This window comes from Mariniflexile ostreae, from assembly GCF_042427585.1.
In the GTDB taxonomy this organism is placed as follows: domain Bacteria; phylum Bacteroidota; class Bacteroidia; order Flavobacteriales; family Flavobacteriaceae; genus Pseudalgibacter; species Pseudalgibacter ostreae.
Genome location: NZ_JBHMFC010000028.1, coordinates 13,762 through 30,430, shown reverse-complemented (window position 1 = coordinate 30,430; position 16,669 = coordinate 13,762). Strand labels below are relative to the sequence as shown.

The window sequence follows — 16,669 nt, the reverse complement described above, 5'->3', positions numbered from 1 at the left end:
TGAAAACTTAGTGTTTATGAAAATGAGTTTCAATGTTTAATTCGGCAAACTGACGGAACATTTCCATAACACCACAGTATTTTTCTACTGATAAATCTACAGCCCGTTGAAGTTTTTTTTCGTTTAGATCACTTCCATAAAAATGAAAGGCCATCGTGAGCTTATCATAAAACTTAGGATCTTCTTCGGTAAGGTTGGCATCTATGTCTATACTAAAATCAGCAACTTCCAGTTTCATCTTTTTAATAAGCGATGCCACATCCAATCCTGAGCAACCTGCCAATGCCGATAACATTAAAGCTTTAGGCCTATAGCCTTCTGCTTGTGCGCCATCTTCTGGACTAGCTTCTATAAATAAGTTGTTTCCAGAAGGGTTTGTGCTTTCAAACTTCATCCCACCCAACCATTTGGTCGTAATCTGATTTGTCATGTTTTCTGAATTGTTTTATGTTGTTACAATTTCAAAAATACGGATTAATTTAAGATTATTGCAGATTTTGAAATGCTTTGCTTTTTTAGAGACCCCATACATATTCTATAGCCCAAGCAACACTTAAAATTTGAACTTTCATCACTACAAAACACCTGTAATAGATCTACAGCTTTAAAGATTTTCCTTTTTCTTTAGCCAGCTCATTTCGTTCGATAACATGTTTTGGTCGTGTCCACTTTGGTTTTTCTTCCAGAGCTTGGTATTGGGATTGTGAAGCTTCAACCGTTTCAGGCTGACCTTTTTTGATAAACGGTTTTTGTGGCGTTAAGCCTAGCAGCTTAAACATGTCCATATCTTCATTTATATCAGGGTTTGGGGTGGTTAATAACGTATCGCCTGCAAAAATAGAATTGGCGCCTGCAAAAAAGCACAGGGCTTGCCCTTCTCTACTCATTTGGGTTCTTCCTGCACTTAAACGCACTTGGGTTTCTGGCATCACGATGCGTGTAGTGGCCACCATTCTTACCATATCCCAAATAGACACTGGTTTTTGATCTTCCAAAGGGGTGCCCTCAACAGCCACCAAAGCATTAATAGGTGTAGATTCTGGTTGCGGATTTAAAGTTGATAATGCCACCAGCATGCCTGCTCGGTCTTCCACGGTTTCACCCATACCAATAATACCGCCACTACAAACCGTTACATTGGTTTTACGCACATTGCCAATAGTATCTAACCGATCTTGATAACCACGTGTAGAAATAACTTCTTTATAATAGTCTTCTGAAGTATCTAAATTATGATTATAGGCATATAAACCGGCCTCTGCCAAACGTTTGGCCTGGTTTTCGGTAATCATCCCAAGGGTGCAGCATACTTCCATATCCAATTTATTGATGGTGCGCACCATTTCCAATACTTGATCAAAGGCTTTACCGTCTTTTACATTTCGCCATGCAGCACCCATACAAACGCGAGAACTTCCCGAGGCCTTTGCACGTAAAGCCTGGGCTTTTACCTGTTGAACGCTCATTAAAGCGTTACCCTCGATATTGGTATGATAGCGTGCCGCTTGAGGGCAATATCCACAATCTTCGGAACACCCCCCCGTTTTAATAGATACCAATGTAGATACCTGTACCGTATTGGGGTCGTGGCGTAAACGGTGGATGGTAGCGGCTTCATAAAGCAACTCCATTAAAGGCTTATTATAGATTTCTAGAATGGCTTCTTTGGTCCAATTATGTCTTGTTTCATCCATAAGGCTGCTATTTTAAATTATATCTTAAGCCCAATAACACATGACTTGGAGGCATTGGTACAAAACCAGCTTCAATATAATGGGCATTAAATATGTTGCTGGCTGTTAGGGTAAATTCTAATGGCTTTGTATTTATAACTATGGAGGCATCCCAAACATTATAACAATCACCCGTGGTACGCTCTGCATATTTGTAAACAATATTCTGACTTACATTTTTAAAAAGCTGTGTACTTAAGCGCGTGGTCATATGATGTTTAAGAGTATTTAGAGAGTAGCGTGATAACGCTTTATTTTGATTTAAAAGATTGTCTTCTAAAAAATTATAACCAATAGCCCAAGTTTGTTTAAACGTCTTTAATTTAAAATGATAGGCCACATCTACTTCAAATCCTTTTGTATTAACTTCTGTAATGTTTGTGGCGGTGTAAATAGGTTCTGTTGTGTCTAGGCGAACGAAGTCTATTAAATTTTTAGCATCTCTATTGTAAACTGCTAAAGACCCCGAGAATTTTTGAGAAAAATATTTCATACCAATTTCTTGAGCAAAAGCTTCTTCAACTTCTAATTCTGAATTCCCTACAGTACTGGGGTCGGTATAAAACAAATCGGTATAAGTTGGTATTCTGTAGGTATAGCCAATATTCCCGTAAACTTTTAACTGATCGTTTATTTTGAAACCCAAATCTAAACCAGGAAAAGCATAAAACTCGAAATCTGAAAAATAAGTAACCGCCACTCCAGGGGTAATATCTAGCGTATTGTTTAAGAGCTTCAATTTATGCTCTAAAAAAAGCGTGGTCATAAATCTATTCCGGTGTCCTAAATTATTGCTTTTTAGAAACACTTTGGAAAAATCGACACCAAAGCCAGTTATACCCGCTTTGGATCTGTAAGTGGCGTTTACTTCTGCCCCTATTTTATTACTAATATGCTTATTTCTAAAAAACGCAGGATCATGACGCAGGTACAGGTATTCATCCTGGTTGCGTTTCCAATACACCCGCGGTTTAAACGTCAGTTTTTCTGTTTTAAACTGCGTAGAAAATCCAATTAAGCTATTTTGTGTTTCTTCGTATTGGTCTGTGGCGCTTTCTCTGGCATAAAAACCATTAGCACCAAATTTTCGTTCTTGAAATGTCGCAATCATTTCTATGGCTTTTCTGTTTTTATTAAACACGCTTTTTACAAAATAACTGCTATTATCATAATCGGTATTATGGCGATAGCCTTCTGAAGACATTTTATCCACATGAACAATATGTGATGAGTTTTCTAAATCTGCACTCACGGTTACACCTGCATTTAATTGTCCGAAAGAGCCTGTTTCTGTTTTAAAAGACATGGTGTTCTCTATATTCTTTTTTGTTACAATATTAATAGCACCGGTAAAGGCATTTTGTCCAAACACTCGGGCTGCAGGGCCTTTAATAATTTCAATTCGCTCAATAACTTCAATGGGTAATGCTGCATTCATGGTATGGTGTCCCGTTTGGGCATCGTCCATTTTTATGCCATCAATAAGTAAAAGCGTTTGATCAAAACTCCCTCCCCTAATATATAGATCGGCTTGACTTCCAGAAGTTCCACGACGTCTTATATCTATACCCGCAACCTGTTGCAATAAATCGGCTATTGTATTGGCAGCACTATTTTTAATAGCTTCCGAAGAAATAATAGTAATCGTTCTTGAGTTTTCCTTAAACGGAAGCTCTATTCTGGTTGAAGCTATCATTATAGTATCTAAGGCTTGATTTTTATGGATTTCTTGTGTGTAGCCCATTAAAACAGACAAAATAAAAGCGGTGCAAGCGAATTTAATTTTCATAAAAGTGTATTTATTTAAAACAACGGTGCAAAAGTCGTAACTTTCCGGACGAGTAAACTAGTCCAGTTTTAAAACAATGAATAGTCCGGTTAGCCAGCTTTTAAAGCAATTAATTTCTTTTAACAAAGGCGATGTACATCCTGTTTATGTTCAGATAGCGCAACAAATTATAAATGCCATTCAGCGGGGCTATTTAACTATAGGCGCCGCATTGCCAGGAACACGTGTTTTAAGTGACACCTTAAAAATCCATAGAAACACCGTGGTCGCGGTTTACGACGAATTGGCTTCTCAAGGTTGGGTGGAAATTATCCCCAATAAAGGCACCTTTATATTGGTACCAGAACAAACTACACCAAACATTAAAGCCACGGCCCAGCGCATAGATCAGGTTTATGAGTATTCTAAAACTACTGGTTTTCCCTTTCAACCTTCTTTTAATTTGGCTTCCACGTTACAAACCACAAAGGCGAAGTATAGCATTAATGAGGGTAGCCCCGATTTAAGACTACATCCTATTCATCAATTTTCGAGATGGTATAGCGCCGCAATGAAACGGAAGTCTTTAATTTCAAAATGGAACAAGACTGCTCAGCTCTCTTATTCTGTATTTGAAACCCAGCTTTGCAATTATTTAAATGCTACTAGAGGTTTTCACATAAAACCAAATCATATTATAAATACGCGAAGTACAGAAATGAGTTTGTATATAGTATCCCAGCTTTTAATAAAGCCAAAAGATATTGTTTTAGTAGGGCGTTTAAGCCATTATGCGGCGAACATGATTTTCCAACAAGCTGGTGCTACTATAAAAACCATTCCTATTGATGCCAATGGTTTGGATATTGATTATATAAGAACCCATTTTGTAAAAGGCAGCATACGTTGTGTATACATATGTGCACATAGGCATTACCCAACTACCGTAACATTGAGCGCAGAGCGACGGTTAAAACTAATGGAATTGGCAAAAACATACCAGTTTGCCATTATTGAAGATGACTTCGATTACGATTTCCAGTTTGAAGGGTCTGCTATGTTGCCCATGGCAAGTGCCGACACCGATGGTATGGTGGTGTATTTAGGAAAACTTGGGCAATCGTTATTTCCGAGTTTTCAAACAGGGTTTGTGGTAGCGCCCGATAATTTAATTTCTGAGGCCAAAAATTATTTGCAATTATTGGACAAGCAAGGCGATATTATTCAAGAACAAATCCTTTCTGAATTAATATATGAAGGTGAAATATATCGGCTTATAAAAAAGAATATTATCATCTATAAGCAACGACGCGATAGTGTGTGCTTTTATTTAACAACCTATTTTAAAGATGCTGTCTCTTGGAAAATACCATCGGGAGGATTAGCCATATGGTTGCAATTTACGCCTACTATTTCTTTGGTTAAGCTTGCTGAAGCAGCCGAAAGAAACGATTTATTCCTTTCAAAAACAATTCTTTATCAAGATAAAGACACTTGTGCTATTCGTTTTGGATTTGGGCATTTAAATGAAGCAGAAATAGAAGAGGTGGTAAAAAAATTAAAACAGGCTTACGATACTGTGGTTTTAGGTTTTATCTGAAAAAAACTTAAAATTTGCTTCAGAAAACGCTTTATCCGATTGCCTATAAAGTGTTTAAAATTTAGAGAATATCCCGTTAAGCTCTGGCATTTCATAAATTCAATAATCGAATATTACTTTTTAATTAACGTATTCTATCTGATTCCATCCGAGCTTGAAATTATTTATTACGCATTAATTTTCATTATCTGAGGGATAAACGCATCATAATTATTTCCCGCTGATTAAACTGATGGCCGCAGATTTTTTAAGTTGATTATCGATAAATTGTCCTCAAGCTAATATAGCGATTACATATGACGATAAACCGACACCCAAAAGCTTTATTAATGACTGGTTTTAAATCTGAAGCGTTTTGTTTTAAAAAAAACCATAAATCCAATACGTTTGCAGGGATTTAGTCGCATACTCTTTTATTTCATGTTTTTATATGACCCCAGAACTAATTCTGCGTGACGCACACTTATTTAATATCGAATTCCGTTTTACAAGCTTCACATCTGTATTTATGTTTTGTGTAAAAGGGAAGGGACGAAAACAGGACACCAAAAAGAAACCAGAATAACGACTTTACATCTTTTATAGTTGAAAATAGTTCTATTTTTTCGCTTTTACAGTTCGGACACTGTATACTACTCCCTTCATCATCAATAGAATACTTTTTAATAGTTTCTAAAATATGTTGTGCCTCCAAAACTTGTGACGATAGCACTTTCAATTTTACACCGCCAATGGCATTACTTATAAGGGGGTCTGTGTCTATAGTAAGATTATCGGATAAAAACACTTGAATACCATCTGCCTCTAATCGGCCTTTTATAATTTGTGCTTCACTCGAATATTGAAATCTAGCAATGGTTTTAAAGGTGGTACTCATTTAGAGGGGTTTTAAAATATTCACTTTACAAAAATAACAAGTAATTCCAGTACCTTGTTTGTTTCCGCTTTATAATTAGCCCCATTAAGCGTAAACTTGTTAGATCTAATTATATTGGATCTTTAAAACAGACACCCTAAAACTACTTTCATTATTTTTTAATGGTTTTTTTAGTAATCACCACATCATTGGAAAGTCTTACTTTAGCAATATATACAGCAGCTTGCAGAGAAGACCAGCTAAAGATTTCTGAACTGCTTTGCCCATTAAAACTATACAACTGATGGCCTAAAAGATTGTAAATGCTAACGGTTTTAATTTTTAAATTAGTCGAAACCGTAAATTGAACTTGATGATCATTTAGATGGACAATGCTTAGCTTGTTTTTTTCCGAATCTTGGTCTGCCATCGATAGCGCATTGGCACGGAAGCATATTTTAAATCGGTTATTAAATTCACCTATTTCTGAAGTAAAGCGATAATCATTTCCCGATAAATTATGGATTTTATTTAACATTGTATCCTCTAAATAAATAGTGGTGTTTGTTAAAAAATCGCCTTGTAAATTCGCTAGGGACAATTTATATACCGTGGGCACTTTTATGGTAGATGAAAAACCAATAGCAATCTCTTCATCATCATGAATGCTATGTATGTCTTTACCTTGAATGGCGTACTTTTTGTTTGAGTTTGCTATTCTTGAATATATTGCCGCCCCTTTTACTGGATATTTATGGGTATCGAAAGCTATGCCATCATCCAGGTTTGTAGCTCCATTGACATAGCCCACAAGAATCTGATTAAAAACACCATGATCTGAAGTAAGATTAAGCCATAATTTATTAGCTATACTAGGAGTGCCTTTATTAGTATTTGAATTTTTAAAGAACAGGCTATTCGCTACTGCATCCTTTACCCGCATGGCATTATTAAAAACAATGTTTGTCTTGTAAACATCACTAGATATCAATGTGGCAAAAGCGGTATTAGACATAGAAACAAAAAAGCCTTGGCCCGAAGGAATGTGTCTTGAAGGTGTTACACCATCGCCGCCAGGTATTTCGCCAACAGCATTAATAATGGCATAATCTTCATTCGAAAAATTAAGCTGTTCATTGCCGTTCGCCGTGACTGAAGCTGCTGTGTTTTGCGACCATAAAAAAATAGCTCCATCCATGGCTTCATTTATGATTGTTTCTTCATCATGTGCCATAATACGATTGGTAGATAAAAACAAATCGGCATCAATGGCTGAAGGATAAGGATTTCCTATAAAATTCCAGTTAAAATCTTCTAAATTAGAATCGTTTCGATAAATAGGAACGGTAATTATACCATTATTAAAAGATCCTTTAAAGCGATATATGAATTGTTTATGGGGATCTAAACTGTTCTCGAAAATGGATTTATCGTGCGTAGATGCATATCCAACACCAGGGATCATGAGTGTTTCGCCACCCACCCAATTCCAATCATCAGCATTATCATCAACATTATCTTGTCCTGGGTTTACCTCGTTATTATTATCCATTTCTGCAGTGGTATCTAGGTAGTTTTCAGCTTTAAAAACAAATCGTCTTTGGGGATTAGAATCTCGTAAAGCATTGTCAATTGTTTCATTTTTAACAGGCGTACTCCAATACGTGTACTCATACCAGTTATTAGATTTCGCTGTTTTTTTTAGAACTTCAATACTTCCATTTCCTAAAACGGTAGCGATATCGTCTACTTGCACAATTGTGCCAAAGGGCTGCACCACAATGTTTCCATGAGCAACAATACTATTCTGAACTTCCACATAGTGTCCTTCGGAAACCGTTAATATATTATTTTCAGGAACGGTACCACTCGTGTTAACCGTTACACTACACGCTGAAAAACTCCCTCCATTTACTTCAGTATTATAACTTGCATCTAACACCACATGTTTGGTTATATCGGGATAACCGTTGTCCCAACTGATACCATTCCAGGTTGAGGTATTAGGGCAAGGTATTAACGATACAACACCGTTAAAAACAAAATCAAAAATACTAAAAGCTCCAAAATGATGACCAGCACCCCAAGCATAAAGCCTAAAGGTAATTGGACTTGTTACATCTTGAAAAACATAACTGCTTAAATTAATAGACGCAGAGGCCGCCGCTGTTCCAATAACTTCTGTAAAACCATCTAAACTACTCTTAAAGGCAAAATGAGTAGGCCCTCTATCCGTTGAAATTCCATTATATATAAAACTGACAAAATCAATCTTAAAACTTGGATTGGGACTTAATGTGAATTCAAAATAATCCTCTAAATTTAAATCCTGAGAATCCCAATTTACAACACTATATTGATTATTGGAAGTTGCGTGACCATCTACCCCTGGGCCATAACCAATTCCAGAAACACTTATATTGGGATCTATATTTTGTCCTATTGTAAAAGGATTATCCATTTGAGGTTTTGTCCCCAATATAACATTATCAAAAATGCTTTGGCCATTACTCAATGTTGAAGCAAAGCATAATAAAAAAACAATTTTTCTCATAGGAGGGTTGGTTTTTAAAACATGTTGTGCAGAATCTGTATTTTCAAATATATTTATAGGGTTTATTAGGAGGTTTTAAGGTTCAATTCTTATTTTTGATACGTTATGCAATTAAAAAAAACATATACGGTAAAGGAAGCCACTAAAAAGATAGAGCATTATTGTGCGTATCAAGAGCGGTGCCATCAAGAGGTGCGACAAAAGCTAGAAGCCATGTACATGATACCAGAAGCTATCGATGTTATTATGGTACATCTTTTAGATCACAACTTCCTAAATGAAACCCGTTTTGCCAAAACTTTTGTCCGTGGTAAGTTCCGGATTAAGGCTTGGGGCAAATACCGACTGACAAACGAACTAAAACAAAAGAACGTAAGTAAATATAACATAAATAAAGCACTTGAAGAAATTTCGGACGAAGAATATATTGAGACGTTCAATGCTTTAGCCGAGAAGAAGGCAGACTCCATTAAGGAACCTAATATTTTTAAGAAACGTAAGACGTTTATTGACTATTTTTTATACCGGGGCTGGGAATCCTTTTTGGTTTACGAGAAGGCTCATGAGTTAATAAAATAGCTTGTTTTAGACGCCAATTAACAGATGGATTGAAAATAAATCTTTTTTTTAAGCATACAAAAAAATGATATAAACAAAAAAAACGGATTGCCATTTTAAGGCTAATCCGTTTTTTTGTTTATAACTGGCTTGTATTTATATATTAAAAACAGCTCCTAAGCTTATTGTAAATTGATTATGGAGTTTTTCGGCCGCTGTTAAGTCGCCTGTATCATACTTTGCCAAAGGCGTGTTCAGTTCGGTGTACAAACCAAAACCATCAGAAAAGAAATAACGCATCCCTAAGTGCCCACCAAAATTTTTAAGTCCGAAACTTAATCCTGGATAGACATCAAAATTATCATCAATTTTAAGGACATTTCCTAAGTTAGCATTAAAACGCCCTCTTATATCAAAACAATCTGCAAAACCACTGTCTATAACATCCACCTCATCAATACCTAACGCATAAGTGGTAGAGAAACCTAAAGAGATATTCTGGCCCACACCTAAATCATAGCTCACATTAAGTCCTGTGGCATTATTTTGAAAATTAGCCCCTACTTGTAATTTTTTATCATCTTTTCCTGAAAACGCTTGAGCACTAGCAAAAGATACTGTTAGCATGGTTGCTATTAAAAATAAATGTTTCATGTTTTAAGTTTAAGTTTTAAGTGCCCAAAGATATTATAAGTTTTTATAAAACAAGGGGTAATATCTAAAGTATTCGGTTCGCAAACAGGCTTAAGTTTAGAACACAGCTATTGGAAGCAGCGTATTAATATACTTTAAAGCCTAAAGGAATATAGGGTTGTGCATGATTAGGTACAGGACCACCATCGCCGGCAGTATCCACTCAGCGCATCGTTTTACCCATAGCGTGGAAAATCAACCAGGTTTAATAATGTTCCATTGTTATTTTATAAGTTCTTATTAATTTCCCTGTTACTCCATCGATAGCATATATTTTGGTGTCTTTTTCTTCATATTCTTCATTTCCATCTAGTGATATTTGCCATTCTGGATTTCCATTTGGGAATTCGTTTAAATTATTATGACTTAAATTATAACCTTTTATTTCATATTTTTCAATATCTTTTTTTGCTATTTTTTTAACTATTTCTATGGCTTCTTTCCAACATATTTTATAGCCTTTTTCGTAGTCTATAATTTTTGTGATATTACCTTTTTCGTCGTAATGAGTTTCTTGACTTATTTCTTTTGTTCCGTTAAGATATATAAAACTTACTCTTTTAATTGTTCTGTTTTTTCTATATAAAACCCATTTATCAATCCCTAGCTTTTTATTTGTTTGGTAATTTGCGATGTATCCACCAGATAAAACAGAAAAGAGATTTTTATAATTCTTATTATCTGTTAAAACAATATCTCCATTTTCGTCTTTTGATTGTTTTAAAATATTTGGATTAAGAAATAATTCTTCTTTTGTGATTTTAAAGATAGGGTCGGTATAATGGCAAGCATCATCATTGGCTAAATACTCATTAGGTATAGATGAGCAACTTAAAAAAAAAAGGTTTAATAAAAAAATCAAGGTATATCTCATTTTAATTTAATTTAGAATATTGGTGTAATTTTCTCCATTGCCATTTCCAAGTAATTTCTTTATTATCTCTATAATCCATATAATTTTTGGTTTTCTCTTTTTTGAATTTATGGGTGAACTTTGTAGTGCTTTCTCCATCTTTTATGAATGTGTGATGCAATCCTAAAGAATGCATTATTTCGTGCATTACATTTCTTAAATCTATGTTGTTACCATCTCCTAAAACCATATAAGAAACTCCTGTTCCTGTTGGAGACAAACCTCCTGCCATTGGAAATGAACCACTATCAGGAATATCGGCAGTAACAATACATTTTCTGTTAATAACATATAAGGTCAGTTTGTTTATATCTTTATTGTGTTTCATACCAATAGTAGCAAAAACACGATTAACTAAACTTCTTTCAATATAATCTCCTATTCTATCATTGAGATGCTTTTTTAATACACCTAGCTGTTTTTGACGGTCGGTATATTCGGTAATATCAATTATTTTTGCAGTTGTGTTTGATACGGCTACATCTATTAGTGCCGGTTTTAGGCCTTTTTCTAGTAGATTTTCTAAGTTAGATTTTTTGATTTTCTTACCTAAATCAAATTCATCTTTTTTATCTCCAGTAATTTCCACAAAACACCATTCTAAATCAATAGTCTTTGGTTTTGGATAAAATATATTTAAAGCGCCTACGGTTTTACTATTTGCTTTTATAAGTAGTTGCGCAGTGCTAGGGTTATTATTTTTACACGTAATTTGTACTTTGTCTGTGCCTTTTAAATTTGTTGGTGTTATTATAAAATCTGGATGCCTATCAAAAGTGATGTTGGTATAATCATCGGCTCGTCCTTTCTTTTCCCAATTTAATTCTAATTCTACCGTTTGGCCTTTACGAATACTTAGCCAAGAGGGTAAATATTCTTTATCTAAAATATCTGCTATGGGTTGGTATTCTTGCCTTAGTTTCTCAATATTTGAAGTACAGATACTTTTATAGTTACTTGGTATTTTATCGAACCCAAAAACTCCGTTTTTTATATCGCTATTATTTGCACCAATGTCTATTCTAAAGGGTTTCTTTTCTTTCTCTTCTATCGCATACACAGGAGATTGATATGTTTCTTCCTCAATAGGTGTTATGTGCCAACTTCTATGGATTTTACAGCCGTAGTCTTGTATTGCTGGCGAAATTATCATTTCTACTTGCATACCGGCACCATTAGGATCAAACTCTACCTTATAATAAACAATAGGAGCGTCTTTAAATTTCCAGATTTTTAAAACATCATGATTGGCATCGTAGAATACGACCTTTCCATCGTCTACAGGATAACTCAATTTATATCGCTTATAATCAACGGTTGTCATGCGTTCTAAAAAGGGGAAATTTTCCCCAAAGGCAAAAACAAATCGAAGCAACCCACCTTGATTATAAAGTATAGGAGTGCCTTTATAGTTGTTAAAATCTTTATTATAGTTAGTTTCTACTGTTATAAGCTGTATTATGTGTCCTAAAAAATGTAATTCTGATTTAGCCATATTCTTTTCGTTTGAGTGGGTCGCCTTATTGCCAAGGGTTAATATAAACGCAAAGAATTGCATCCATATTTATTTTTTTCACATCAAACTTATTCTTTTTTGATATATTATCCTACATAAATATGTAAGAATCTGAGTGCTTACCATATTCAGGATAAACTAGCTGGCTAAAAGCCAATATCAAATTAGGAGTAAAGCAAGTTAGATACTTAATCAACAAGTAAAAAACAATAGAGCCTAACACTATCTTAAACGCATCGTTTTACCCATAAAGTGGCAAATCAACCGGATGCGTCAACACCATATTCAGCTCTAGCCTATTGACGAGTAGAATACTTAGTTATTACCACACGTTTTTTAATTTATGTTTTTATAAATCGGATATTATTAAAAAAATCAGTTTCAAATTTGACGAATTATCATCGTGTTTCCCAAGAAATATTCCAGAATTCATGTTATTCCGTCTGCATTTTCTTTTCTTTTTTTATGTCAATCAATATATATTTTAGCCAGTAAAAAGACCAATATATTGATTTTAGAAACATCCAGATTAATGAAGTTCTAATGAACATATTTAAATCCATTTTAAATTCGTATCCAATATAGGTTAGAATAACCATCCATAATATTAACGTAAAACCAAAGGCAGTCACAATTCTATCCGCGATTAATTCAAATACTTTCCCTTTGCTTTTCCATTTTAACCATTTGGAGTTCATAAAAAAGAAGTAGGTAGGCAATTCGCTTACGACCCAACAAACACTTACAGATAAACTTAATATTATTTTATCAAATTTATCTAAATCAGAAAAATTGGATTTAAATATAAAAAGTTGGAGGTATGCCATTAAAAAAGCAAATGCAAAAATCAGTAATCCATTTTTTTGGATTGGTTCAATATCGAAAAAATCTTTAATGGTCATAGTTTCTCAAATGTGTGGTAACGATTGCATATGTGTAGTATCGCCTAATCGACATTAATACATATGTAATATTATTGGTAGTGTTTCATGTTCCGATAAATATAATGCCTTTTTTCATTAAAGGAAACACGGAGTATAATAAACGACCCAATTAATAGGATTCTACCTTCGAGAGTTGCAGAAACAGACTATTTGCTTATAGATGAACTATATGAAGTGGTCTGGTGCGGGATAGAGATCTTTCCTTTTCCATACACACATCTCCCTATTTCCTCTTACGCGCCCTAATAACAGCCTGCTCATTTTTCCAATCTATCCATTTCTGACCTTTTATACGCCGCATGAGGTTATCGTATTGGCGCATAATAAGAATGTTATAAAAGGCTTTAGATAGGTTTTTAGGGTTTCTTGCTATTGCACGCAAACTCATGGAAAACCCAGGGGTAATATAGCGCATGTAGTGCCAATAGCCTTCTGGAATATATAAAACCTCGCCATGATTCAGTTCTGCAACATAGCCTTTAGCCCTTTTTAAAAGTGGCCATTTTTCAAAATCGGGATTATTAAAGTCAATATCTTCGCGAGTGATTAGGGCGTGTGGAATTTTATACAAAAACCGATTTTGCTCTTGATCATAAAGGATAATTTTCTTTTTCCCTTCAAAATGAAAGTGGAAAATATTTGCCAAATCAATGTCGTAATGCATGAAGGTATAAGAGTCGCGACCTCCAAAAAACAACATGGGAATCCCTTTCATTAGTCGTAAACCAAAATCGGGAAAGGTAAAATCTTGAAGCAGTTGCGGCAACTCTTTAAAGGCATTCCATAAAAAAATACGATATTTTGTTGGCGCACTTTTTAGTAAATCGATATAATCTGCCAGCCTCATGGTGGCATGGGGCTCGTTAAAAGCATCTTTATAATCTACTGGTCTATCATCATACAACGGCACTGTTATGTCGCCGCTAAGTGCTTTTATATACTCTAAATTCCACTTTTTATAAGCTGGCCACTGGTCGATAAAGTGTTCTATAACCACAGGTTTTTGTGGCCTGAAATAATGGTTTAAAAAGTCTTCTTTTGTAATGGTCTTTACACGAGGAATCTCTTGAAGGTTCAGTCCCAAAGCTATAAGGTTTAGTCATTCAAAGTTAAGAAAACATTGTTAAAAAACGATATTCAAAACCAGTTTGTTATTTTATGGCATCGCCCCGCAAGCCCCGGTATTTTTTTCTAGCATCTACGAAATAAATACTATCGGGATAATCAAAAACAATTTGCCCATATAGCATTTTAGCCTTTTCGGGCTGTTCCAGTTCATGTGCATAAAGCTCTGCCAAAGCATAACAGGCATTATCGGCTAAAATACCATCTCTATAAGACAATAACAGATTGTTATAGTTATCTTCAGCACGCTTAAACTGCTTATTGTCCTCAAACAATTGCGCTTGCTTAAAGAGCGCTTGTTCCACTATAGGCTCAGTTTGGTGGGCACTCAATAGTTGGTCCAATACGGAAATGGCATCATCCTTCCGGTTTTGAAATCCTAATAAATCGGCTTTTGCATAAAGTTTTAAAGCTGTTTGAAGAGAATCCTCATATTTATTATCAGATATTAAAAGCTTTAATTCTAATGCATCGTTGGCAATAAGTTGCGACGTAGAGGCCTTTAGTATATTAAGTTGTGATTCGGCCCATTTGAAATCCCCTTTAAAATAACTGGTTTTAGCTACCTTAAACCGTGCCTCTTGGGAAATGGTGCTGTTTTTTAAATTTCGTTGAATTTGAGTGTAATAGATTAAGGCCTCGTTAAATTTCTCTTCCAGAACCAAAACATCCCCCAGCGCCATTTTCACTTCTGCCTTTTGCATTTCCGATAACGGGAGTTCCAAAGTATCTTGTAAATAAGAAATCGCCTTTTGGCTAGCGTTCATTTTAAAAGCCAAGAAATGAGCATAGCCGATTTGAGCTTTTAAAGTTGCCGAGAACTTTCCGAAGGTTTTAAAAAAATCCTGATATTTTAAGCCCAAAGCCTTAAAGTCTTTAACGGTACTTTCTTCTGTTTCTATCTTTAGCAAATTATAATGGGCCGCTATTTTTGTATCTAAGTCTTGTGCTGTGTCTATTAAAAACCCAAAAATCGCTTTAGCCACTTCAATTTCGTCTTCTAAAACAGCCATATTTGCCAATTCTTCAATACGGTTTAAGCTTTCAGGCTGTCTGTTGAAAATAGCTTTCTCCTGAATAAAGGATTTATTGTATTCTTTCTGTTGAATGAAGAGCCAACTCAACAATTCGTTCCAAATTAAATTTTGGTCTTTCTGACTTTTTTTAAGCAGTATTTTTCGGAACAAGACGTTATTTTCTTGTGTACTATCTTCACTTATAAAATCGTTGATAGCGCGTTTGATAGTATTTAAGGCATCTGGGGTGGTTTCTACAAAAGAGATGTAACTATTAAACATCTTCTCTATATCGCCCTGTTCACCATAAATTTGCGCCAATTGCCAATTAAAATTCAGTTCTGGGTTTAAAAGCATAGCCTTTTCATAGGTTGAAATGGCCTGGTTCAACAAAGAGTGACTTTGGAAGGTTCGCGCTACCGAAAATGAATTATTTACATTTTCATCCACACTTTCAATCGCTTTCATATAGTAAGCTGTCGCCTTTTTAACTTCATTTTTTAATTGATGATTATACCCAAGTTCCACCATAAAAGCGGGGTATTTAATTTTTTTCATCAAAGACAGTAAAAATGTTTCCGCTTCATTATAAAGCTCTAATTGCTGATATGCAGCTATAATTTGATTAATATAATTGATGTTGTTTGGGGCGTTATCATAAAGCTTTTGATATTCGTTTAAGGCTTTTTTAAAATCGCCATTTTTAAAATATTCCTGTGCCAAAGCATCTTCCTGAAAGAAAAAATCTTCCTGAGAAAAAAGAGGGGTTGAGAAAAGTAGCACTAAGATAAAAAGACGTCTCATGGGGTAAATATAATGAATGTAACGTAGTGAAACCGTGTGCAATTTAAAATTTATACAACAGAATTTTAATAATTTAAGCGATAAAACATATTATATTAGGAATCATGCCCAAATGAGCAAAGCTATAGATAGCCATATGGGTTTAAGCTTGGTTATAGCTGCTTTAACACGGTTTTATTTTTGTTATGGAGTGGCACTTGAACATGAAGCACCTTGAGGCTAAGCAGTAAAATCTTGACCTCGGCAAATTAACATGAACAACCAGCGGAGACAGTTATTTTAAACTTCAGCATTCGTTTTAAAAAAAAACATAAAAAATGCCCGAATAGAACTCGGGCATTACCAACCAAAAATAAATGTTTTATTAATTAAAAAACAGTATTATCAAGATTGGGGACAATAATTTTAACAAAAACAAATATCATTTATTTGCAATGACCACTGTTTCTTGTTTAGGTTTTACAATTTCAAAATCTGAAAACAAAACCTTGCCAGCAATCGCTACTAATGCGATAAGCAGCACGATACGCTTTACGTTTTTCATAAATAAATAGTTTAATTGGTTGGTACTGCTAACATCATAAATATA

The 16,669-nt window shown here is 34.7% G+C and carries 14 protein-coding genes; 2 read left to right on the top strand and 12 right to left on the bottom strand.

What is annotated here, in order from left to right:
• Window positions 1–7: 7 nt before the first annotated feature.
• From ACFFU9_RS08035 to ACFFU9_RS08025, 3 genes are all read right to left on the bottom strand, one after another.
• Complete coding sequence (locus ACFFU9_RS08035) at window positions 8–430, bottom strand: OsmC family protein (RefSeq protein ID WP_379860885.1); 423 nt, start codon at window positions 428–430, stop codon at window positions 8–10.
• 166 nt (window positions 431–596) lie between these two features.
• Window positions 597–1,694 carry a biotin synthase BioB gene (gene bioB / locus ACFFU9_RS08030; protein WP_379860884.1) on the bottom strand — a complete coding sequence of 366 codons (1,098 nt, stop codon included), beginning with the start codon at window positions 1,692–1,694 and terminating at the stop codon, window positions 597–599.
• Between the two features lie 7 nt (window positions 1,695–1,701).
• Complete coding sequence (locus ACFFU9_RS08025; RefSeq protein ID WP_379860883.1) at window positions 1,702–3,522, bottom strand: TonB-dependent receptor plug domain-containing protein; 1,821 nt, start codon at window positions 3,520–3,522, stop codon at window positions 1,702–1,704.
• Between the two features lie 76 nt (window positions 3,523–3,598).
• Between ACFFU9_RS08025 and ACFFU9_RS08020 the strand changes: the two genes are divergently transcribed.
• Entirely contained in the window at window positions 3,599–5,101 is a 1,503-nt protein-coding gene (locus ACFFU9_RS08020; protein WP_379860881.1) for an aminotransferase-like domain-containing protein, read from the top strand.
• Between the two features lie 463 nt (window positions 5,102–5,564).
• On the opposite strand, the gene ACFFU9_RS08015 is transcribed toward ACFFU9_RS08020, so the two are convergent.
• A complete protein-coding gene (locus ACFFU9_RS08015) occupies window positions 5,565–5,978 on the bottom strand; it encodes a putative signal transducing protein (protein ID WP_379860880.1) in 414 nt (137 codons plus the stop codon).
• A gap of 151 nt (window positions 5,979–6,129) precedes the next feature.
• Window positions 6,130–8,511: a T9SS type A sorting domain-containing protein gene (locus ACFFU9_RS08010; RefSeq protein ID WP_379860879.1), complete on the bottom strand. Its 2,382-nt coding sequence runs from the start codon at window positions 8,509–8,511 to the stop codon at window positions 6,130–6,132.
• 105 nt (window positions 8,512–8,616) lie between these two features.
• On the opposite strand from ACFFU9_RS08010, the gene ACFFU9_RS08005 reads away from it, so the two are divergent.
• A complete protein-coding gene (locus ACFFU9_RS08005) occupies window positions 8,617–9,090 on the top strand; it encodes a regulatory protein RecX (protein ID WP_379860877.1) in 474 nt (157 codons plus the stop codon).
• 135 nt (window positions 9,091–9,225) lie between these two features.
• On the opposite strand, the gene ACFFU9_RS08000 is transcribed toward ACFFU9_RS08005, so the two are convergent.
• The 7 genes from ACFFU9_RS08000 to ACFFU9_RS07970 all read right to left on the bottom strand — a co-directional run bounded on the left by ACFFU9_RS08000 (window position 9,226) and on the right by ACFFU9_RS07970 (window position 16,624).
• The gene (locus ACFFU9_RS08000) at window positions 9,226–9,723 is read right to left on the bottom strand and encodes a DUF6646 family protein (RefSeq protein WP_379860876.1); all 498 of its coding nucleotides are present in this window, start codon (window positions 9,721–9,723) and stop codon (window positions 9,226–9,228) included.
• A 244-nt stretch (window positions 9,724–9,967) separates the two neighbouring features.
• Entirely contained in the window at window positions 9,968–10,636 is a 669-nt protein-coding gene (locus tag ACFFU9_RS07995) for a hypothetical protein (protein ID WP_379860875.1), read from the bottom strand.
• 1 nt (window position 10,637) lies between these two features.
• Entirely contained in the window at window positions 10,638–12,170 is a 1,533-nt protein-coding gene (locus ACFFU9_RS07990) for a hypothetical protein (RefSeq protein ID WP_379860874.1), read from the bottom strand.
• Window positions 12,171–12,625: 455 nt separating this feature from the next.
• The gene (locus ACFFU9_RS07985) at window positions 12,626–13,093 is read right to left on the bottom strand and encodes a hypothetical protein (RefSeq protein WP_379860873.1); all 468 of its coding nucleotides are present in this window, start codon (window positions 13,091–13,093) and stop codon (window positions 12,626–12,628) included.
• 265 nt (window positions 13,094–13,358) lie between these two features.
• On the bottom strand, window positions 13,359–14,219 hold the full coding sequence (locus tag ACFFU9_RS07980; protein ID WP_379860872.1) for a cupin-like domain-containing protein: 861 nt from the start codon (window positions 14,217–14,219) through the stop codon (window positions 13,359–13,361).
• 67 nt (window positions 14,220–14,286) lie between these two features.
• Complete coding sequence (locus tag ACFFU9_RS07975) at window positions 14,287–16,080, bottom strand: tetratricopeptide repeat protein (RefSeq protein WP_379860871.1); 1,794 nt, start codon at window positions 16,078–16,080, stop codon at window positions 14,287–14,289.
• Between the two features lie 421 nt (window positions 16,081–16,501).
• A complete protein-coding gene (locus tag ACFFU9_RS07970) occupies window positions 16,502–16,624 on the bottom strand; it encodes a hypothetical protein (RefSeq protein WP_379860870.1) in 123 nt (40 codons plus the stop codon).
• Between the last annotated feature and the right edge of the window lie 45 nt (window positions 16,625–16,669).